Origin of the sequence: Allobosea sp. (genome assembly GCF_036675845.1) — a bacterium.
GTDB lineage: Bacteria > Pseudomonadota > Alphaproteobacteria > Rhizobiales > Beijerinckiaceae > Allobosea.
In genome coordinates this window covers 1-17,290 of sequence record NZ_JAKFED010000211.1, presented here as the reverse complement: position 1 = coordinate 17,290, position 17,290 = coordinate 1, and the positions used below count along the sequence as shown (strand labels likewise).

23 protein-coding genes are annotated in these 17,290 nt (G+C 67.9%); 12 read left to right on the top strand and 11 right to left on the bottom strand.

The annotated features are described in order from the left end of the window. Window positions 1-35: 35 nt before the first annotated feature. Window positions 36-647, bottom strand: coding sequence for a histidine phosphatase family protein (locus V6M56_RS22030; protein ID WP_332687099.1), 612 nt, complete (start codon window positions 645-647; stop codon window positions 36-38). A gap of 140 nt (window positions 648-787) precedes the next feature. Here V6M56_RS22030 and folP point away from each other — a divergent pair, with 140 nt between their 5' ends. Genes folP through folK form a run of 3 tightly spaced genes read left to right on the top strand, consistent with a single transcriptional unit; the run spans window position 788 to window position 2,512 of the window. After that, window positions 788-1,621 (top strand): dihydropteroate synthase, encoded by an 834-nt coding sequence (folP, locus tag V6M56_RS22025; RefSeq protein WP_332687097.1) that lies wholly within the window; start codon window positions 788-790, stop codon window positions 1,619-1,621. After that, window positions 1,618-1,992: a dihydroneopterin aldolase gene (gene folB / locus V6M56_RS22020; protein ID WP_332687095.1), complete on the top strand. Its 375-nt coding sequence runs from the start codon at window positions 1,618-1,620 to the stop codon at window positions 1,990-1,992. Before folP ends, folB begins: the two co-directional genes overlap by 4 nt. After that, a complete protein-coding gene (gene folK / locus V6M56_RS22015; protein ID WP_332687093.1) occupies window positions 1,982-2,512 on the top strand; it encodes a 2-amino-4-hydroxy-6-hydroxymethyldihydropteridine diphosphokinase in 531 nt (176 codons plus the stop codon). Before folB ends, folK begins: the two co-directional genes overlap by 11 nt. A gap of 28 nt (window positions 2,513-2,540) precedes the next feature. Here folK and V6M56_RS22010 read toward each other — a convergent pair whose 3' ends face one another. The 5 genes from V6M56_RS22010 to V6M56_RS21990 all read right to left on the bottom strand — a co-directional run bounded on the left by V6M56_RS22010 (window position 2,541) and on the right by V6M56_RS21990 (window position 5,891). Continuing rightward, window positions 2,541-2,861 (bottom strand): type II toxin-antitoxin system PemK/MazF family toxin, encoded by a 321-nt coding sequence (locus V6M56_RS22010; protein WP_332687091.1) that lies wholly within the window; start codon window positions 2,859-2,861, stop codon window positions 2,541-2,543. After that, a complete protein-coding gene (locus tag V6M56_RS22005; RefSeq protein ID WP_332687089.1) occupies window positions 2,855-3,109 on the bottom strand; it encodes an AbrB/MazE/SpoVT family DNA-binding domain-containing protein in 255 nt (84 codons plus the stop codon). Before V6M56_RS22005 ends, V6M56_RS22010 begins: the two co-directional genes overlap by 7 nt. A 79-nt stretch (window positions 3,110-3,188) precedes the next feature. Beyond that, window positions 3,189-4,028: an enoyl-ACP reductase FabI gene (gene fabI / locus V6M56_RS22000; RefSeq protein WP_332687087.1), complete on the bottom strand. Its 840-nt coding sequence runs from the start codon at window positions 4,026-4,028 to the stop codon at window positions 3,189-3,191. Window positions 4,029-4,123: 95 nt separating this feature from the next. After that, on the bottom strand, window positions 4,124-5,047 hold the full coding sequence (locus V6M56_RS21995) for a DnaJ C-terminal domain-containing protein (RefSeq protein WP_332687085.1): 924 nt from the start codon (window positions 5,045-5,047) through the stop codon (window positions 4,124-4,126). Between the two features lie 316 nt (window positions 5,048-5,363). Continuing rightward, complete coding sequence (locus V6M56_RS21990; protein ID WP_332687083.1) at window positions 5,364-5,891, bottom strand: RT0821/Lpp0805 family surface protein; 528 nt, start codon at window positions 5,889-5,891, stop codon at window positions 5,364-5,366. A 62-nt stretch (window positions 5,892-5,953) separates the two neighbouring features. Between V6M56_RS21990 and pdxH the strand changes: the two genes are divergently transcribed. From pdxH to V6M56_RS21965, 5 genes are all read left to right on the top strand, one after another. Next, window positions 5,954-6,568, top strand: a complete 615-nt coding sequence (gene pdxH, locus V6M56_RS21985) for a pyridoxamine 5'-phosphate oxidase (protein ID WP_332687081.1) — start codon at window positions 5,954-5,956, stop codon at window positions 6,566-6,568. A gap of 70 nt (window positions 6,569-6,638) precedes the next feature. Beyond that, window positions 6,639-7,361, top strand: coding sequence for an SDR family NAD(P)-dependent oxidoreductase (locus V6M56_RS21980; RefSeq protein WP_332687145.1), 723 nt, complete (start codon window positions 6,639-6,641; stop codon window positions 7,359-7,361). Continuing rightward, window positions 7,358-7,840 (top strand): NUDIX hydrolase, encoded by a 483-nt coding sequence (locus tag V6M56_RS21975; RefSeq protein WP_332687079.1) that lies wholly within the window; start codon window positions 7,358-7,360, stop codon window positions 7,838-7,840. The genes V6M56_RS21980 and V6M56_RS21975 overlap by 4 nt, the downstream gene beginning before the upstream one ends. After that, window positions 7,837-8,277 carry a TIGR02301 family protein gene (locus V6M56_RS21970; protein ID WP_332687077.1) on the top strand — a complete coding sequence of 147 codons (441 nt, stop codon included), beginning with the start codon at window positions 7,837-7,839 and terminating at the stop codon, window positions 8,275-8,277. Before V6M56_RS21975 ends, V6M56_RS21970 begins: the two co-directional genes overlap by 4 nt. Before the next feature lie 189 nt (window positions 8,278-8,466). Beyond that, window positions 8,467-8,736 carry a hypothetical protein gene (locus V6M56_RS21965; RefSeq protein WP_332687075.1) on the top strand — a complete coding sequence of 90 codons (270 nt, stop codon included), beginning with the start codon at window positions 8,467-8,469 and terminating at the stop codon, window positions 8,734-8,736. Window positions 8,737-8,896: 160 nt separating this feature from the next. Here V6M56_RS21965 and V6M56_RS21960 read toward each other — a convergent pair whose 3' ends face one another. The 4 genes from V6M56_RS21960 to V6M56_RS21945 form a co-directional block, all read right to left on the bottom strand. After that, window positions 8,897-10,171, bottom strand: coding sequence for an RNA polymerase sigma factor (locus V6M56_RS21960; RefSeq protein WP_332687073.1), 1,275 nt, complete (start codon window positions 10,169-10,171; stop codon window positions 8,897-8,899). Between the two features lie 69 nt (window positions 10,172-10,240). Then, window positions 10,241-10,666, bottom strand: a complete 426-nt coding sequence (locus tag V6M56_RS21955; protein WP_332687071.1) for a YciI family protein — start codon at window positions 10,664-10,666, stop codon at window positions 10,241-10,243. Window positions 10,667-10,747: 81 nt separating this feature from the next. Continuing rightward, on the bottom strand, window positions 10,748-11,170 hold the full coding sequence (locus tag V6M56_RS21950) for a YciI family protein (RefSeq protein WP_332687069.1): 423 nt from the start codon (window positions 11,168-11,170) through the stop codon (window positions 10,748-10,750). Between the two features lie 117 nt (window positions 11,171-11,287). After that, the gene (locus tag V6M56_RS21945) at window positions 11,288-11,950 is read right to left on the bottom strand and encodes a dihydrofolate reductase family protein (RefSeq protein ID WP_332687067.1); all 663 of its coding nucleotides are present in this window, start codon (window positions 11,948-11,950) and stop codon (window positions 11,288-11,290) included. 458 nt (window positions 11,951-12,408) lie between these two features. On the opposite strand from V6M56_RS21945, the gene ygfZ reads away from it, so the two are divergent. The 3 genes from ygfZ to V6M56_RS21930 are packed head-to-tail and all read left to right on the top strand — an operon-like array spanning window position 12,409 to window position 14,515. Then, window positions 12,409-13,293, top strand: coding sequence for a CAF17-like 4Fe-4S cluster assembly/insertion protein YgfZ (gene ygfZ, locus V6M56_RS21940; RefSeq protein ID WP_332687065.1), 885 nt, complete (start codon window positions 12,409-12,411; stop codon window positions 13,291-13,293). Next, on the top strand, window positions 13,290-13,913 hold the full coding sequence (locus V6M56_RS21935; RefSeq protein ID WP_332687063.1) for a DNA-3-methyladenine glycosylase I: 624 nt from the start codon (window positions 13,290-13,292) through the stop codon (window positions 13,911-13,913). Before ygfZ ends, V6M56_RS21935 begins: the two co-directional genes overlap by 4 nt. A gap of 2 nt (window positions 13,914-13,915) precedes the next feature. Beyond that, on the top strand, window positions 13,916-14,515 hold the full coding sequence (locus tag V6M56_RS21930) for an HD family hydrolase (protein ID WP_332687062.1): 600 nt from the start codon (window positions 13,916-13,918) through the stop codon (window positions 14,513-14,515). A 185-nt stretch (window positions 14,516-14,700) separates the two neighbouring features. Here the strand turns inward: V6M56_RS21930 and V6M56_RS21925 are convergent, their stop codons facing one another. After that, window positions 14,701-14,997, bottom strand: coding sequence for an SH3 domain-containing protein (locus V6M56_RS21925; RefSeq protein ID WP_332687060.1), 297 nt, complete (start codon window positions 14,995-14,997; stop codon window positions 14,701-14,703). A gap of 199 nt (window positions 14,998-15,196) precedes the next feature. On the opposite strand from V6M56_RS21925, the gene aceB reads away from it, so the two are divergent. Next, window positions 15,197-16,804, top strand: coding sequence for a malate synthase A (aceB, locus tag V6M56_RS21920; protein WP_332687058.1), 1,608 nt, complete (start codon window positions 15,197-15,199; stop codon window positions 16,802-16,804). The last annotated feature ends 486 nt before the right edge of the window (window positions 16,805-17,290 follow it).

Sequence of the window (17,290 nt, the reverse complement as noted above, 5' to 3'; positions counted from 1 at the left end):
GCGGTCAAGGGCTCCTGACGGGCCCTGCCCGGCCGTTACTTCCAGGTCGCTTGCATCCCTTCGACGACGAGGATCTTGCCTTGCCAGATCTCGATCCTGGCCGCCTCGCCCGGGTCGACCGCCCCGATCAGCGCCAGCACCGCGCGCGCCACCCCGCCATGGCTGACCATCACGGTATCGGGCGCCATCGCTTCCAGCGCCGGGCGGATCCGCTCAGCCAGCATGCGATAGCTCTCGCCGCCGGGCGGCACGAAGCCCCATTTGTCGCGCTCGCGCATCTGGGCGAGCTCGCGCTCGCTCTTGCGGATCTCGCGCCAGGTAAAGCCTTCCCACTCGCCGAAGGTCAGTTCGCGCAGGCTGTCCTCGACGCGGAATTCCTCGGGCGGCAGGGCAAGCTCGCGCCGCAGGATCTTCATCGTCTCGCGGGCGCGCTGCATCGGCGAGGCGACATAGTCGCTCGTGGCGAAGGCCGGCGTCAGCGCCCGCAGCCGGTCCGCGACTTCCTCCGCCTGCATCCGGCCGAGCGCGTTCAGCGGGATGTCCTGGCCGCCCTGCAGGCGGCCCTCGCGATTCCAGTCGGTCTCGCCATGGCGAACGAGGAAGAGGCGGCCGGGAATCGACAAGGTTTTCATCGACAAGGTCTTCATGGCCAGCCTCATGCACGCTGGCGCCCGCGGGGTCAAAGCGGCGAAAGCGCCGCAGGGCCGGCGATGCGGCAGGCGAGCTTTCCGGTGGCCGGCCGGGCGCAGCCTGTGTATAGGCGGCTCTCGCCCTTCCAGATCGCCGCATGAACCCTGCTCTCACCTTGCCGGACGGCCGCAGGCTCAGCCTCGGCGCCACGCCCCTGCTGATGGGCGTGGTCAATGTCACACCCGATTCCTTTTCGGACGGCGGATTGTTCGCCGATCCGGGCGTCGCCATCGCCCATGGCCTGAAGCTGGCGCAGCAGGGCGCCGACATCGTCGATATCGGCGGGGAATCGACCAGGCCCGGCCATCAGCGCCTCGATGCCGCGACCGAGCTCGCCCGCGTCCTGCCGGTGATCGCCGGCGTCGCCGCCGGAAGCTCCGTGCCGATCTCGATCGACACCTACAAGGCGGAGGTCGCGCAGGCGGCACTGAAGGCGGGCGCTGCGATCGTCAACGACGTCTGGGGTTGCCAGCGCGAACCCGCCATCGCCGCGGTCGCCGCCCGCTTCGGCGCGCCGATGGTGCTGATGCACAACCGCGACAGCATCGATGCCGGGCTCGACATCCTCGCCGAGGTGCTGCGCTTCCTGGAAAAGTCGATCGCGATCGCGACCGCGGCCGGCGTCCCGCTCGGCCAGCTCGTCGTCGACCCCGGCATCGGCTTCGGCAAGTCGCCGGCGCAGAACCTCGCCTTGATCGAAAAGCTCGACCGACTGCCGGCCGCGCTCGGCTGCCCGGTGCTGCTCGGCGCCTCGCGCAAGTCGACGCTCGGCCTCGTCACCGGCAGGACGGTCGCGGCCGAGCGCGTCGCCGCCAGCATCAGCGCCCATCTCTACGGGGTGATGCGCGGCGCCGCGATCATCCGGGCCCATGACATCGACGAACATGCCGACGCCCTCAAGGTCTGGGCGGCCATCCAGGGGACGAAATGAGCGCCACCGGCCAGATCCTGATCGAGGGGCTCGACCTCTACGCCTATCACGGCCATTTCGCCGAGGAGGAGCGCCTCGGCCAGCGCTTCGTCATCGACCTCGTGCTCGACTGCGACCTGTGCGCCTCCTCGTTCAGCGACGCGCTCGCCGACACGGTCGACTATGGCGAGATCGTCGCCCTCGTCACCCGCACCTTCTCGGCCAGGCGCTTCAAGCTGCTGGAGGCGGCGGCACGCGCCCTCGCCGACGCGATCCTGGCGCAATATCCGCCGATCACGCGCGTCAGCGTCACCCTGCGCAAGCCGGCGCCGCCGATCCCCGGGCGGATGGACGCGGTCGGCGTCAGGCTGGACTTCGATCGTGGCGATTGAGGCGGCGCTCGGCCTCGGCGGCAATCTCGGCGATCCCGTAGCGGCCTTCGCCATCGCGCTGCAGCGGCTCGAGGCCGAGCCCACGATCAGGCTGAAGGCATTGTCCTCGGTCTGGCGCACCGCCCCCTGGGGCAAGCTCGACCAGCCGGAATTCCGCAACCTGGCCGTCCTGATCGAGACCTCGCTCTCGGCCGAGGATCTGCTCGCGCTCTGCCTCGCGATCGAGCGCGAAGGCGGCCGCGAGCGCCGCGAGCGCTGGGGCCCGCGCACCCTCGACATCGACATCCTGACCTATGGCGGGCTTGTGATCGACCGGCCCGGCCTCCAGGTCCCGCATCCGCGCATCGCCGAGCGCGCCTTCGTGCTGGCGCCGCTGGCCGAGATCGCGCCGGAGCTCGTCATCGGTGGGCAGGCGGTGGCAAGTTTGCGGGAGGTAAGCGACCGTGACGGCGTGAAAAAAGATGCAGGCGAAAGCGAAAGGTTGCGACGAATTATGTTCGGAGAACCGCTGTCGGAGTAAGGCTGGCGGCGCCGAGCAGCGCGCAGCTCTATTCCTCGTAGGTTTCCCTGACGATCCGCAACACCTGGCTCAGCACAGATGCCGGGACGCTGCCGAGGCGCTTCACCAGCCGCGCCTTGTCGAGCACCCGAATTTGCTCCGTGAGAACGAATCCGTCGATGTCGCGGAAACGCAGGGCGACGCGGTACGGAGCCGGTCGGCTTCCGGACGTCATCGGCGCGACGATCACCGTTCGTAGATGATCGTGGATTTCAGCCGGCGAGATCACGAGACACGGCCGCGTCTTCCGGATTTCGCTGCCGATCGTCGGATCGAGCACAGCGAGCCAGATCTCGCCACGCTTCACCATGTCAGCTGATCATCACCCTCGTTGGCGAATTCGGGCCAGACCAGCCCGTCATCACCTTCGGTGGCAAGCCGCTTCGATGCCTCTGCCCAGCCGGCTCGCGGGACCTTGGCGACCAGCTCCATGACGATCCGACCGTTCTCGACGCTGAGATCGATGCTGTCGCCGGTCTTGGCGCCGATCTCCGTAAGGAGCGGCTTGGGGATCAGGACGCCGGTAGAATTGCCGATCTTCTTCAGTGAGCTTTGCATCGCGCGCCTCCGAAGCAGACCATAACCGGCCCGCCGAGACGTTACAACAAAGTTGTAACGCGGCGCCGTTTCCGAACGATCACTCGCCCTTGTCGAGCGTGATGTCGGGCGCGCTCGGCACCTTCATGCCGACGACATGATAGCCGGCATCGACATGCATGATCTCGCCGGTGATGCCACGCGACATGTCGGAGACCAGGAAGACCGCGGTCTCGCCGACCTCCTCGATCGTCACGGTGCGGCGCAGCGGCGAGTTGTACTCGTTCCACTTCAGGATATAGCGGAAATCGCCGATGCCGGAGGCGGCGAGCGTCTTGATCGGCCCGGCCGAGATGGCGTTGACGCGGATCTTCGAGGAGCCGAGATCGGCGGCGAGATACTGCACGCTCGCTTCCAGCGCCGCCTTGGCGACGCCCATGACGTTGTAGTGCGGCATCCATTTCTCGGCGCCGTAATAGGTCAGCGTCAGCAGCGAGCCGCCATCGTTCATCAGCTTCTCGGCCCGCTGGGTCACCGCCGTGAACGAATAGCAGGAGATCAGCAGCGATTTGGTGAAGTTCGCCTCGCTGGTCTCGACATAGCGGCCGGTCAGCTCGTCCTTGTCGGAGAAGGCGATGCAGTGGACGACGAAGTCGAGCTTGCCCCAGAGCCTCTCGATCTCGGCGAAGACGGCGTCGATCGTCGAGGGGTCGGTGACGTCGCAATGGCCGACGACATGGCCGCCGAGCTGCTTCGCCAGCGGCTCGACCCGCTTCTTCAGCGCGTCGCCCTGATAGGTGAAGGCGAGTTCGGCGCCGGCATCGGCGGCGGCCTTGGCGATGCCCCAGGCGATCGAGCGGTTGTTGGCGACGCCCATGACGAGGCCGCGCTTGCCCCTGAGCAGGTTGGCGGTGGGGGCGACGCTGCTGGAATCAGGCATCTGAGACCTTCGAACTGGACAAACCGGCGGGAGGAACCGGACGGTCTCTTAGCCGAGGCGGTGAGGCGGTGGAAGCACCACGTGCGAAATCCTGCTCAGCCCGCCCGGGCCTTCATCAGCGCCGTCAGCTCGGCATCCTCCGCCGGCATCTCGATGTCGAGGGCGACGAAGAGGTCGCCGAACTCGCCCTTCTTGCCGGTCGGCAGGCCCTTGCCGCGCAGGCGGAACTGCCGCGTCGTACCGGTCAGCGGCGGCACCTTCATCTCGACGGCTCCCCCCAGCGTCGGCACATGGATCGGCCCGCCGAGCACGGCGGTGGCGAGCGGCACGGCGACGCGGGCGCGCAGGTCGTGGCCGTCGACGGCGAAGCGCGAATCGGGCCGGACCTTGATCGTCATCAGCACGTCGCCGGTCTCGCCGGTCAGCGGATGCGTCTGGCCGAGCCCGCGCAGGCGCATCACCTTGCCGTCGGCGACGCCGGCGGGAATCGTCACCTCGACCTCGCGCCCGCCGGGCAGCTTGACCCGGCGCGTCGCGCCTTGGACCGAATCGGCCAGCGTCACCTCGAGGGCGAAGCTCTGCTCCGGCGGCTTCGGCGGCGGGCTCGCCCGGCCGCGTCCGCCGCGCCGCGCCGCATCGCCGAACAGCGAGCCGAAGATATCGGCGGCATCGAAGCCCTGGTCCGCGCCACCACCACGGCCGAAGGGCGAGCCGCCCTGGCCGAAATGATGCTCGAAACCGCCCTGGCGCGCGCCGCCGCGGCCGGCGCCCATGCCCTCGAAGCCGGAGAATTTCGGCTTGCCCTCGGCATCGATCTCGCCACGGTCGAACTGCTTGCGCTTGTCCTCGTCGCCGAGGATCTCATAGGCGCCGTTCAGTTCGGAAAAGCGGTCCTGGGCCTTCGGGTCGCCCTGGTTGCGGTCGGGATGCAGGTCCTTGGCGCGGCGGCGATACGCCTTCTTGATCTCGGCATCGCTCGCCGATTTCGCCACGCCCAGAACCTGATACGGATCACGCATACATGCACCCCTAACGGAATTTGCGGCCTGGCGCGCCGGGCCGCAACCTAGATGGGGAGACTGTGGCGCGATGGCAACAGGCTTCCGCGCCGCGGGCGAGGCAATCGCTTGAACGCGATCCCGGCGGCGGTGGCGGGCTCAAGCCCTCCCCCGCTTGCGGTGGGGAGGGTTGGGTGGGGGGCAGCGCCGCTCGGCGCCGTACTGGAAGAAGGTTCGAGCTTTGCTTTCCGGCCCCCCATCCCTGGCCCTTCCCCACCGCAAGCGGGGGAAAGGGGAGCGGGCATCGCCAGCGCACTCCAAGAGATTGCTCCGGCTCTCAGGCCGCTCCCTTCCAGGTCTTGGCATCCTTGACCGCCCATTCGCCGCCGGAGGGGCGGCAGGCCATGCCCTGCAGCCGCACGGCACCGCTCTGCAGCGCCATCGAGGCGAGGAAGGCCCGGCAGATCTCGTCTTCCTTGAGGAACGGCCCGCCGACCGGCGTGAAGGTGCCCTTCATGCCGCTCTGGGCGTTGTCCCAGGAGACGGGCGCGCCATTGCCCTGCGGGTCGAGCGCCAGCGCCATCGCCCCTTCGGCCCGCCGCCAGTCCTCCGGACCGAGATCGGGCGCGAGCCCCATGAGCGGGCTGCCGCTCGGCATGCCCTGCGCCGGCAGCACGGAGGAGGTCGTCAGCGCGACCTCGTCCTCGGCCTTGCTCGACAGGCCCAGGATCGGGAAGGAGATCGAACAGCCCGCGCAAGCCAGCGCCAGCAGCAGCGCCCCGGCGAAGGATGCCCGCCGCGCAACCGGGCTGCGCTCACGCGGGCTCTGGCCCGCTCGCCGCGCGGGTCTATATATGTCTCGCAACTCAAATCGCATTACGGATCGCGCTCGCCCGACGCTTCCTGAAACTACCGAGGATTAAGCACGTGAATGCGTTAACGAGCGGTGACTTCACCGAGGTCGATGAGCCCTTCGACCTGTTCGAGAGCTGGTTCGCGGAGGCCAAGGCATCCGAGCCGAACGACCCCCACGGCATGGCGCTCGCGACCGTCGATGCCGACGGCCTGCCCAATGTCCGCATGGTGCTGCTGAACGGCCGCGGCCCCGACGGCTTCGTCTTCTACACCAACACGCAAAGCCAGAAGGGCGAGGAACTGCTCGGCCAGGGCAAGGCGGCGGCGCTGTTCCACTGGAAAAGCCTGCGCCGGCAGATCCGTATCCGCGGCCCGGTCAGCGTGGTCAGCGACGCCGAGGCCGACGCCTATTTCCAGTCGCGCCCGCGCGACAGCCGGATCGGTGCCTGGGCCTCGCAGCAGTCGCGGCCGCTGGAGAGCAGATTCGCACTGGAGAAAGCGGTGGCGAGCTATGCCCTGAAGTTCGGCGTCGGCGAGGTTCCGCGCCCGCCGCACTGGACGGGCTTTCGCATCGCGCCGCTCTATATCGAGTTCTGGCGCGACGGCGCCTTCCGCCTGCACGACCGCATCGTCTTCCGCCGCGCTTCGGCAGCGGAGCCCTGGACGAAGTCGCGGCTCTATCCCTGAGGGAAGTCACAAAACCATGGCCATGCCGAAATTCGACTTTCCCAAGACAGAAGCCGGCAAGCGCCCGGTCATGCTGCTGACCGGCGCCAGCCGCGGCATCGGCCATGCCGCCGTGATGCAGTTCGCCATGGCGGGCTGGCGCATCCTGTCCTGCTCGCGCCAGACCTTCTCGGACAAGTGCCCCTGGCCGTCGGGTGCCGACGACCATGTCCAGATCGACCTCGGCGACCCCGAGGACACGATGCGCGGCATCGCCGAGATCAAGAAGCGCCTCGCCGCCGAGGGCGGCAAGCTCAACGCGCTGGTCAACAATGCCGGCATCTCGCCCAAGGGCCCGAAAGGCACCCGGCTCGGGGCGGCGACGACCTCGTTCAACGACTGGCACCAGGTCTTCCAGGTCAATTTCTTCGCGCCGATCATGCTGGCCCGCGGCCTGCTCGACGAGCTCACCGTGGCCAAGGGCGCGATCGTCAACGTCACCTCGATCGCCGGCTCGCGGGTCCACCCCTTCGCGGGGGCGGCCTACGCCACCTCCAAGGCGGCGCTCGCCAGCCTGACCCGCGAGATGGCCGCCGATTTCGGCCCGCTCGGCATCCGGGTGAACGCGATCTCGCCCGGCGAGATCGACACCGCGATCCTGTCGCCGGGAACCGAGAAGATCGTCGAGAAACTGCCCCTGCAGCGGCTCGGCCGTACCGAGGAGGTCGCCAAGGCGATCTATTTCCTCTGCACCGACGCCTCGAGCTATGTCACCGGCGCCGAGCTCCACATCAATGGCGGGCAGCACGTGTGAGCGCGCAGGGCGGCCGCGTCATCCCCTTCCCCGCAGCCGGCAGGCAGCCGGCGCGCCCGGTGCTGGCGGCCTCCGTCGCGGTCTTCCGTGACGGCAAGGTGCTGCTCGCGACCCGCACCAAGCCGCCGGCCGACCAGCTCTGGTCGCTGCCCGGCGGCAAGGTCGAGCTCGGCGAGAACCTCGAGGCGGCGGCGCTGCGCGAGCTCGAGGAGGAGGTCGGCGTCACCGCCCGCATCGTCGGCTTCAACCGCCATGTCGAGATCGTCGGCCGCGATTCGGACGGCGCGGTCACGCATCATTTCGTCGTCGCCTCCTATGTCGGGGAATGGCTTTCGGGCGAGCCCAGGCCGGGGCCGGAAGCCGGCGCGGTGAGGTGGGCCGACCCGCTGCGGCTCGGCGGCGTCGCGACGACGCGCGAGCTCGGCGACGTGCTGCGCCGCGCCGCCGCGATCTTCGCGCGCGAGGCCGGCGCGCGATGACGCTGCGGCGGATCGGCCCCGCCCTGCTCTGCGCGCTCATCGCCGCCGGGCCGGCGCTCGGCCAGGCCAATCCGCCGCGCCAGGCCCAGCCCCCGGCGCAGCGCCCGGCCGAGCCGCCCGAGCCGGAGGCACCGCCGCCGCCCTATGAGCCGCAATTGCTGAAGCTCGCCGAGATCATGGGCTCGCTCGCCTATCTGCGCACGCTCTGCGGCGCCCGCGAGGCGCCGGACTGGCGCGAGCGCATGGCGGCGCTGCTCGAATCGGAAGGGCGCGGCCCGCAGCGGCGCGAACGGCTGGCCAGCGCCTATAATCGCGGCTTCCGCGCCTATTCGGCGACGCACCGGATCTGCGGCGAGGGCAGCCAGGAGGCGTCGGCTCGCCTCGCCAGCGAGGGCGAGAAGCTGGCCCGGGCCCTGGCAGGGCGATTCGGTGGATAAACCCGCGCCGAAACGCCGCAGTTCGTCAAAACTCTCCCCAGCAAATTAACCTTTCTTAAAGACCATGATGGCGCCCGGTGCCGGCTGCGCCTATAAACTTGAGGATCACCGCTCGAAACGGACGCGTCTGTTTCTCGCGCCGCATCGAAGTCCGCGACTCGTTTTCGCCTGCCGGGTTCTGAAGCCTTCATGTCCGTTCTCTCCGACGATCTGCCGCTCGATCCGCTGCTCGCCGAAGATGTGAGCGACGCCCGCCGCGTCGCCTATTGCTATATCGAGGACGCCTTCACCGAAGGACAGCAGGACGGGCTCGATTCCGATGCGCTGGCCCATGCCGCCCTGTTCGCGTCGATGCGCACCCTGGTCGAGACCTATGGCGAGGAGGCGACCGCCGTCTTCGCCGAGGCCCTGTCCGAGAAGATCCGCGCCGGCACCTTCACCACCGGCACGCGGCATTAGCAAAAGGCGTCATGCCCGGGCTTGACCCGGGCATCTCAGGCCGAAAAACGTGCTGATCGGCGCCTCCTCGTCGGGAAATTCTCCGGTCTGCGCGGAGTTTATCCTTGGGCTGACCGAAGGTCGGACCCGAGGGCTCTGCCCGAGAATGACGGCCACGGCTTCAGCCGGCCGCTCGGGCCTTGCCCGCCGTCTCGGCCCGCCCCAGCAGCAGCTCGCGCTCGCGCCGGTTCCGGGTCATGCCCGCCGCGCGCGCGAACTCGGCCTGCGCCTCGCCATGGCGCCCGAGCTTGACCAGCAGGTCGGCCCGCACGCTCGGCAGGAGATGGTAGTTCTTCAGTGCCGGCGCCGATGCGAGCGCATCGACGAGCGCGAGCCCGGCCGCCGGCCCTTCCGCCATCGAGACGGCGACCGCCCGGTTGAGCTCGATCACCGGCGAGGGCGTCAAGGCGCCAAGCGCGCCGTAGAGCGCCGCGATCCTGGCCCAGTCGGTATCCTCGGCCCTGCGGGCGCGGGCATGGCAGGCGGCGAGCGCCGCCTGCAGCACATAGGGGCCCGGTGACGGTGCGAGCGCCTGCGCCCTCTCCAGCGCCTTGAGGCCATGGCCGATCAGGAGATGGTCCCAGCGCGCCCGGTTCTGGTCGAGCAGCAGGACCGGCGCGCCGTCGGGCCCGATCCGGGCGCGCAGCCGCGAGGCCTGCAGCTCCATCAGGGCGACGAGGCCGTGCACCTCCGGCTCCTGCGGCGCCAGCCCTGCAAGGATGCGCCCGAGCCGCATCGCCTCCCGGCACAGCCCCGGCCGCACCCAGTCCTCGCCGGCGGTGGCGGCATAGCCCTCGTTGAAGATCAGGTAGACCACCTCGAGCACCGAGCCGAGGCGCTCGGCGAGCTCGGCGCCGCGCGGCACCTCATAGGGCACCTTCGCCTCGGACAGCGCCTTCTTGGCCCGCACCAGGCGCTGCGCCATGGTCGGCTCCGGCACCAGGAAGGCGCGGGCGATCTCCTCCGTGGTCAGCCCGCCGATCAGGCGCAAGGTCAGCGCCAGCCGCGCCTCGATCGCCAGCACCGGGTGGCAGGCGGTGAAGATCAGCCTGAGCAAATCGTCGCCGACCTCGTCGTCGAGCGCCGCTTCGAGCTCTGCGATCGGATCGATGTCCTCGTCGAGATCGCGGCCAATCTCCTCATGCTTGCGCTTCAGCATCCTGTCGCGGCGCAAGCCGTCGAGGGCGCGGTGCTTGGCGGACTGCATCAGCCAGGCGCCGGGATTGCGCGGCACGCCCTCGCCCGGCCATTGCTGGAGCGCCGCGACCAGCGCGTCCTGCGCCAGTTCCTCGGCCCGGCCGACATCGCGCGTGACGCGGGCGAGGCCGGCGATCAGCTTGGGAGCCTCGATCCTGAAGACCGTCTCGATAGCGCGGTGTGTATCGCTCGCCGACATCGGCTGCGATACACAGCATCAGCGGCGCTGTCTGGCAAGCCGCCCGGGCGCCGCCTGCAGCGAACAGTTTCAGCTCTTGTCGCCGATCTCGGTCTTGAGACGATCCCAGGTCGCCACGACCTCCGGCGTCACGATCTCGCCGAAATCGGCCAGGTCGTAGAGCGGGCGGATTTCGATCTCGGAGGGGCCGGGCATCGGGTTCGGGCAGCGCTTGACCCATGCGATCGCCTCGTCGAGCGACTTGCACTCCCAGAGCCAGTAGCCCGCGACCAGTTCCTTGGTCTCGGCGAAGGGTCCGTCGACGACGGCGCGCTTCTCGCCGTCGAACTGCACGCGCGCGCCCTTCGCGCTCGGCTGCAGGCCGTCGCCGCCCTTCATGATGCCGGCTTTTGCCAGCTCCTCATTATAGGCCATCATCGCTTCGAGCAGCTCCTGGGTCGGCTGCGCGCCGGCTTCGCTGTCCTTGGTCGCCTTGACCAGCACCATGAAACGCATCGGTCTTCTCCTTTGAATGGAAGCGGTGGAGGCATTGCCTCGCACCGTCCGGATTGAATGGGATTGCCGGCCTCGGCCGGCTCAGCCGGCGCGCTTGGCCGTCTCGGCGCGCAGGCGCTCCTCCTGCTCGCGCAGCTCCGGTGTCAGCGCCTCGCCGAAATCCTCCATCTCGAAGATCGGCCGCAGCTCGATCTCGGTGCCGCCGTCGAAGGGCGCGCGCTTCAGCCACTCGACCGCCTCGTCGAAGGAACGGACCTGCCAGATCCAGAAGCCGCAGAGCAGTTCCTTGCTTTCGGCGAAGGGTCCGTCGGTGATCGTCCGCTGCGCGCCCGAGAAGCGCATGCGCAGCCCCTTCGCGCTCGGATGGAGCCCCTCGCCCGCGAGCATCACGCCGGCCTTCACCAGCTCTTCGTTATAGGCGCCCATCTTGGCGAGGATGTCCTCGCTCGGCATCTCGCCGGCTTCGCTGGCCTTGTCGGCCTTGACCAGAACCATGACACGCATCGGTCTTCTCCTGTCTGTTCGGATTGCTTGGCTTCGGTGTCCCGGGCGGGAGAATTCCCGTCCTCTGTCTTCACGTCGAACGGCGCGCTCCCGGATCGACAGCGCGCCGAATTTTTTTCAGGCCTCGGCCGCAAATTTTTCACGGCGCGCGATTTCGGCCGGGCTCGGCTCGTCATGGGCGAAGGAGCCGGCGGTGACGGCGCCGTCGCGGCGATAGGTCGCCATGATCACGCCGGTGCTCGACGTGCTGCTTTCGACCAGCTTGAACGCGCCGGGCAGCGTGCCCTGGCCGAACAGCCGCCGGCCCTTGCCGAGCACGAGCGGGAAGATCATCAGTTCGAACTGGTCGATCAGGTCCCTGGCGAGCAACGCCTGGATCAGCTGGCTCGAGCCCTGCAACAGCAGCTTCGGCCCGTCCTTGCGCTTGAGCGCCGCGACCTCCGCCGCCGGATCGCCATGCAGCGCCACCGAATTCTGCCAGCTGAGCGTCTGCGGCTGCGAGGTCGCGACATATTTGGTCGCGGCGTTGAATCGGACCGCGATCGGGTCGTCGCCGGCATAAGGCCAGTGGGCGGCGAAGATGTCATAGGTCCGGCGCCCGAGCAGCAGGTCGAATTCCTCGGCGAAGCCCTTGCCGATGACCTCGCCCATCGCCTCGTCCCAGTAAGGGAAGGTCCAGCCGCCATGGCTGAAACCGCCCCGAACATCCTCCTCCGGCCCGCCCGGCGCCTGCATGACGCCGTCGAGGGACAGGAAGGTTGCGGCTACGACTTGTCTCATCTGCGTTCTCCGATTGGACGGGAGCTCGCCCGCACCGCTGCCCGAAGCTCCGGCGGGCCTCGCAATTACCTGCGACCTCCCGCTGCCTCTTGCTGTCACGTCGAACGGGAAAAGCCGGAATCGACAGCTCCTGAAAAAATGTCGTGCCTTCGAGGTCCTCAATTCCCACGTCGTCATCCCGGGCGTAGCGAAGCGCAGACCCGGGATCCATGCCAGCGCGCTGATCGGGAAGGTTCCGGCATGGGTCCCGGGTCTCCCTTCGGTCGCCCGGGACGACCCGCATCTGGTTCGGCACGCAAACGGCCCTGAAATCATTGCATTCTTTATCGGCCAGACTCTCAGGATGCGGGCTCGACATTGGATTGGTCAGGCCATTCCGGTTGAGCATGGCGCCGAAGCGACCTAACTATCCTGCGAACGGCTTCCAGCCGCAGCCACCATCGAAGAACGGGTCCGACATGCCGGCGATAAGACTGGTCGACCGCGGCGTCATCCGCGTCAGCGGCGACGATGCCCGCGACTTTCTGCAGAACATCGTCACCAACGAGATGGACGAGGTGACGCTCGAACGCGCCGGCTATGGCGCGCTGCTGACACCGCAAGGCAAGATCATCGGCGATTTTCTGGTCGTCGCCGTGCCGGAGGAGGAAGGCGGCGGCTTCCTGCTCGATTGCCCGCTCCTCCAGACCGCGGATCTGATGAAACGCCTGAAGCTCTACAAGCTGCGCGCCAGGGTGACGCTCGACGACCTCGGCGAGAGCGCCGCCGTGATCGCGAGCGCGGATGGCGGCAAGCTGCCGCCGGATGCCGGGCTGGTCTATGCCGATCCGCGCCTGCCGGCCCTGGGCGAGCGCGCCATCACCGACCGCGACGGGGCGCACGAGATCGCCGGCGGCGAGATGGAGCGCTATCACGCCCACCGCATCGGCCTCGGCATTCCCGATGGCGGCCGCGATTTCGCCTATGGCGACGCCTTCCCGCATGAGGCGCTGCTCGACCAGCTCGGCGGCGTCTCCTTCAAGAAGGGCTGCTTCATCGGCCAGGAAGTGGTCTCGCGCATGCAGCATCGCGGCACTGCGCGCTCGCGCATCGTGCCGGTCGTCTTCAGCGAAGGCCTGAACCCGGAAGACGGCGTCGAGGCCAGCGCCGGGGGCAAGCCGCTTGGCCGCGTCGGCTCCTGCGCCAATGGCCGCGGCCTCGCTCTGCTCAGGCTCGACCGGGTGGCCGATGCGCTCGCCGCCGGCCACGTCCTCGATGCCGGCGGCCTCGCCTTCACGCTGGAAAAGCCCGGCTTCATCCGCTTCCCCTTCCCCGGCGAGCCGGAATTCGGAGCCGCGGCATGAGCGGGCGCGAGGCGGTCGAGGGACCGGATGGGAAATTCCGCTGCGTCTGGCCGGGCAGCGACCCGCTCTACCTTGCCTATCACGACACCGAATGGGGCGTGCCGGAATATGATTCCCGCGCCCTGTTCGAGAAGCTGATCCTCGACGGTTTCCAGGCCGGCCTGTCCTGGATCACCATCCTGCGGAAGCGCGACGCCTTCCGCGCCGGCTTCGCCGGTTTCGAGCCGGAGGCGATCGCCCGCTTCGGCGAGGCCGATATCCAGCGCCTGCTCGCCGACGCCGGCATCATCCGGCATCGCGGCAAGATCGAGGGCGCGATCAAGAGCGCGCAGGCCTATCTCAGGATCACAGAGAAGCAGCCCTTCGCCGATTTCCTCTGGAAGCATCAGGGCGGCCGCGTGCTGCAGAACGCCTTCCGCAGCCATGAGCAGGTGCCGACGCAGAGCAAGGTCTCCGAGGCGATGTCGAAGGAACTGAAGGCGGCCGGCTTCACCTTCTGCGGGCCGACCATCGTCTACGCCTTCATGGAGGCCTGCGGGCTGGTCAACGACCACCTCACCGGCTGCTTCCGCTGGCAGGAATGCGCGGCCTTGGCGCGCGACACCCGCCCCGCCGCCTGAGCATGACCCGCTCGCCCGCCCCGCCGCGCGCCTGGCAGCGCATGCTGTCGGGCCGCCGGCTCGACCTGCTCGACCCCTCGCCCCTCGATGTCGAGATCGAGGACATCGCCCATGGGCTTGCCCGCGTCGCCCGCTGGAACGGCCAGACGCGCGGCGCCCATTCCTTCTCGGTGGCGCAGCATTCGCTGCTGGTCGAGGCGATCGCCGGCCATCTCAACCCGGACTGGCCGCAGCCCTGGCGGCTGATGGCGCTGCTGCACGACGCGCCGGAATACGTCATCGGCGACATGATCTCGCCGTTCAAGGCGGTGATGGGCGATGCCTACAAGGCCGTCGAACTGCGCCTGCTCGGCGCCATCCATCTGCGCTTCGGCCTGCCGGCCGTGACGCCCGCGGTGCTGAAGCGCAGGACCAAGGAGGCCGACAAGGTCGCGGCCTTCCTGGAGGCGACGGAACTTGCCGGCTTCGAGCGGACGGAGGCCTTGCGCTTCTTCGGGCGTCCGCAGCCGCTGCCGCGCGAGGTGCTGGCCCTGCTCAAGCCGGAGCCGACGGAAATGGCGCAGGCGCGGTTTCTGGAGCGGTTCGGGCAGTTGACGGGATAGGGCGCGGGATCCCCTCTCCTGGAAGGAGAGGGGTAGGGGTGAGGTGTTCGGAGCGGAAACGTTGGCTGGGACCTGACCGCGTGGTCAGGATTCGCGGAACTGGTCACAGGGCCTACACTTCACCCTGCCCTCTCCTTACAGGAGAGGGTTCCCCGCGCTCCGCTCGTCGGCCGATCAACACCGGCTTAGTAACAGGACACAAACTCGCGGTAGACCCAGCCGACGATCTGGCTCGAGCCGCGCGGGCGGATCAGCACCCAGGGCCGGCCGCGCTCGTCGAAGCTGTTGTTGACCACCCGGACGCCGGCGCCGTTGCTGACGCGGCCGATGATCTCGCCATTCGGCGTCTCGCGGATATTGAGCGGCGTACCGGTCGGGTCGGTCACGGCGCAGCGGTTCTTGGCGAGCGCCGGGCCGGTCATGAACCCGGCCAGGGTGGCGGCGAGCACGGCGGCAGAAAGGCCGAGGCGAATTGTGGACATGGCGAATTCCTCCGAGCGTCGGTCGCGCGCCCCGGCGCGGCCATCGCGAGGCCATTGTCGGCCTCAGGATGATTTTCGCCTGGCCCCAGCCGATTGTTTCCAGAACGGATCAAGTCCTCTCACATTCCGCGGCATTACGAATAAAATCGTCCCGGGCCATAATACGCCGGAAATTACCTAACGTTAGCAGGAGCTCGCGATGACCGCCAAGACCAGCCTTTCCCTCCCCGCCGGCGTCGTCGTCAAGGGCGCGCTCGGCGAGCGCTTCGACGAAATCCTGAGCCATGACGCGCTCGCCTTCGTCGCCGACCTCCAGCGCCGCTTCAACGAGACGCGCAAGCGCCTGCTCGCGCTCCGAGCCGAGCACCAGAAGCGTTTCGACGCCGGCGAGACGCCCGATTTCCTCAGCCAGACCCGGCATATCCGCGAGGGCGACTGGACGGTGGCGCCGATCCCGGCCGATCTGCAGGACCGCCGCGTCGAGATCACCGGCCCGGTCGACCGCAAGATGATCGTCAACGCGCTGAACTCCGGCGCAAAAGTCTTCATGGCCGATTTCGAGGACGCCTCCTCGCCGGTCTGGGCCAACATGATCGAGGGCCAGATCAACCTGAAGGACCGCTGGGCCAACCGGATCGACTTCACCGACGCCAATACCGGCAAGGCCTACAGGCTCAAGGACAAGCTCGCCGTCCTGATCATCCGGCCGCGCGGCTGGCATCTGCCGGAGCGGCACATCGTCATCGACGGAGAGGAGGCCTCGGGGGCCCTGGTCGATTTCGGGCTCTATGTCTTCCACAACGCCAGGGCGTCGCTGGCGCAGGGCTCGGGCCCGTATTTCTATTTGCCCAAGCTCGAGAGCCATCTCGAGGCGCGGCTCTGGAACGACGTCTTCGTCGCGGCGCAGAACGCGCTCGGCCTGAAGCAGGGCACGATCAAGGCGACCGTGCTGATCGAGACCCTGCCGGCCGCCTTCGAGATGGACGAGATCCTCTACGAGCTGCGCGAGCACATGGCGGGCCTCAACTGCGGCCGCTGGGACTACATCTTCTCCTTCATCAAGAAGCTCGCCCGCAATCCCGCCTATGTCCTGCCCGACCGCTCGCAGGTGGTGATGACCAAGGCCTTCCTGCGCGCCTATTCGCTGCTGCTGATCCGGACCTGCCATCGCCGCGGCGCCTTCGCCATGGGCGGCATGGCGGCGCAGATCCCGGTCAAGAACAACCCGGCCGCCAACGAAGCCGCCTTCGCCAAGGTCAAGGCCGACAAGGAGCGCGAGGCCGGCGACGGCCATGACGGCACCTGGGTCGCCCATCCCGATCTGGTGCCGGTGGCGACGGAGGTCTTCGACCGGCTGATGCCGCAGCCAAACCAGCTCGACAACAAGCGCGAGGACGTCGAAATCAGCCGCGAGCAGCTGCTCGAGGTGCATGAGGGCACGCGCTCGGAGGCCGGCTTCCGCGAGAACATCCGCGTCGGCGTGCAGTATCTCGAGGCCTGGCTGCGCGGCCGCGGCGCCGTGCCGATCTACAACATGATGGAGGACGCCGCGACCGCCGAGATCAGCCGCGCCCAGATCTGGCAGTTCGTGCAATACGGCGTCGAGGTCGACGGCGGCACCAGGGTCGACGCCAACCTCTTCAAGCGCTGCCTCACCGAGGAGATGGAGCGGGTGAAGAGCGAGCTGGGGGCGGAAACCTACGACAAGGGCCGCTTCCCGGAAGCGATCGAGCTGTTCTCGAAGCTCTCGCTCGCGCCGGAGTTCGAGGAGTTCCTGACCGTGCCGGCCTATGGGAAGCTGGGGTGAAGGATGGCGGCCGGCGCTGCTCAAGGGTAGCGCCGGCTTATTCTTGGTGGGAGTGGGCGGTGGACTCCCACCCGAAATCTGCAGCCAGAAAAAGCCCGCATGGATCATTAAAATCTTTAGGCTTTGAGAATTCTAGAATTACTTCGTTATCTTTGGTAAAATCACATCAACTAGGTCTGATGGTAGGTATTTATACAAAAGCCTATTGCCTTTAGCCATCCCATCACCCCCAAAATCATGTGACCTTAAGGCAGAAACTCCATTAATCTGACCTGCCCAATTTTCTCGAGTCCGCTGCGCATGCTAAGCTGGCATATCTACCGGCAGACTAGCCTACATCATTGGATGCCTCGCGGGCTGTGATTGGCCTGCTGCCGGTTCTGTGGACGGTGAGTTAAGCTAATCCGACCTTCTTTTCGAACTCGGCCGGGCTGAGATAGCCGATGGTCGAGTGCCTGCGGATCGTATTGTAGAACCGCTCAATGT

Bases quoted from the DNA above. Each gene is read 5' to 3' on its own strand.
- folP (WP_332687097.1), top strand. From the start codon at position 788: ATGAACCCTGCTCTCACCTTGCCGGACGGCCGCAGGCTCAGCCTCGGC.
- V6M56_RS21950 (WP_332687069.1), bottom strand. From the start codon at position 11,170: ATGCGTGTCATGGTTCTGGTCAAGGCCGACAAGGCCAGCGAAGCCGGC.
- aceB (WP_332687058.1), top strand. From the start codon at position 15,197: ATGACCGCCAAGACCAGCCTTTCCCTCCCCGCCGGCGTCGTCGTCAAG.
- V6M56_RS21995 (WP_332687085.1), bottom strand. From the start codon at position 5,047: ATGCGTGATCCGTATCAGGTTCTGGGCGTGGCGAAATCGGCGAGCGAT.
- V6M56_RS21925 (WP_332687060.1), bottom strand. From the start codon at position 14,997: ATGTCCACAATTCGCCTCGGCCTTTCTGCCGCCGTGCTCGCCGCCACC.
- V6M56_RS21930 (WP_332687062.1), top strand. From the start codon at position 13,916: ATGACCCGCTCGCCCGCCCCGCCGCGCGCCTGGCAGCGCATGCTGTCG.
- V6M56_RS21960 (WP_332687073.1), bottom strand. From the start codon at position 10,171: ATGTCGGCGAGCGATACACACCGCGCTATCGAGACGGTCTTCAGGATC.
- V6M56_RS22010 (WP_332687091.1), bottom strand. From the start codon at position 2,861: ATGGTGAAGCGTGGCGAGATCTGGCTCGCTGTGCTCGATCCGACGATC.
- V6M56_RS21945 (WP_332687067.1), bottom strand. From the start codon at position 11,950: ATGAGACAAGTCGTAGCCGCAACCTTCCTGTCCCTCGACGGCGTCATG.
- V6M56_RS21955 (WP_332687071.1), bottom strand. From the start codon at position 10,666: ATGCGTTTCATGGTGCTGGTCAAGGCGACCAAGGACAGCGAAGCCGGC.
- V6M56_RS22005 (WP_332687089.1), bottom strand. From the start codon at position 3,109: ATGCAAAGCTCACTGAAGAAGATCGGCAATTCTACCGGCGTCCTGATC.
- V6M56_RS21980 (WP_332687145.1), top strand. From the start codon at position 6,639: ATGCTGCTGACCGGCGCCAGCCGCGGCATCGGCCATGCCGCCGTGATG.
- fabI (WP_332687087.1), bottom strand. From the start codon at position 4,028: ATGCCTGATTCCAGCAGCGTCGCCCCCACCGCCAACCTGCTCAGGGGC.
- folB (WP_332687095.1), top strand. From the start codon at position 1,618: ATGAGCGCCACCGGCCAGATCCTGATCGAGGGGCTCGACCTCTACGCC.
- V6M56_RS21970 (WP_332687077.1), top strand. From the start codon at position 7,837: ATGACGCTGCGGCGGATCGGCCCCGCCCTGCTCTGCGCGCTCATCGCC.
- V6M56_RS21935 (WP_332687063.1), top strand. From the start codon at position 13,290: ATGAGCGGGCGCGAGGCGGTCGAGGGACCGGATGGGAAATTCCGCTGC.
- V6M56_RS21965 (WP_332687075.1), top strand. From the start codon at position 8,467: ATGTCCGTTCTCTCCGACGATCTGCCGCTCGATCCGCTGCTCGCCGAA.
- ygfZ (WP_332687065.1), top strand. From the start codon at position 12,409: ATGCCGGCGATAAGACTGGTCGACCGCGGCGTCATCCGCGTCAGCGGC.
- V6M56_RS22030 (WP_332687099.1), bottom strand. From the start codon at position 647: ATGAAGACCTTGTCGATGAAAACCTTGTCGATTCCCGGCCGCCTCTTC.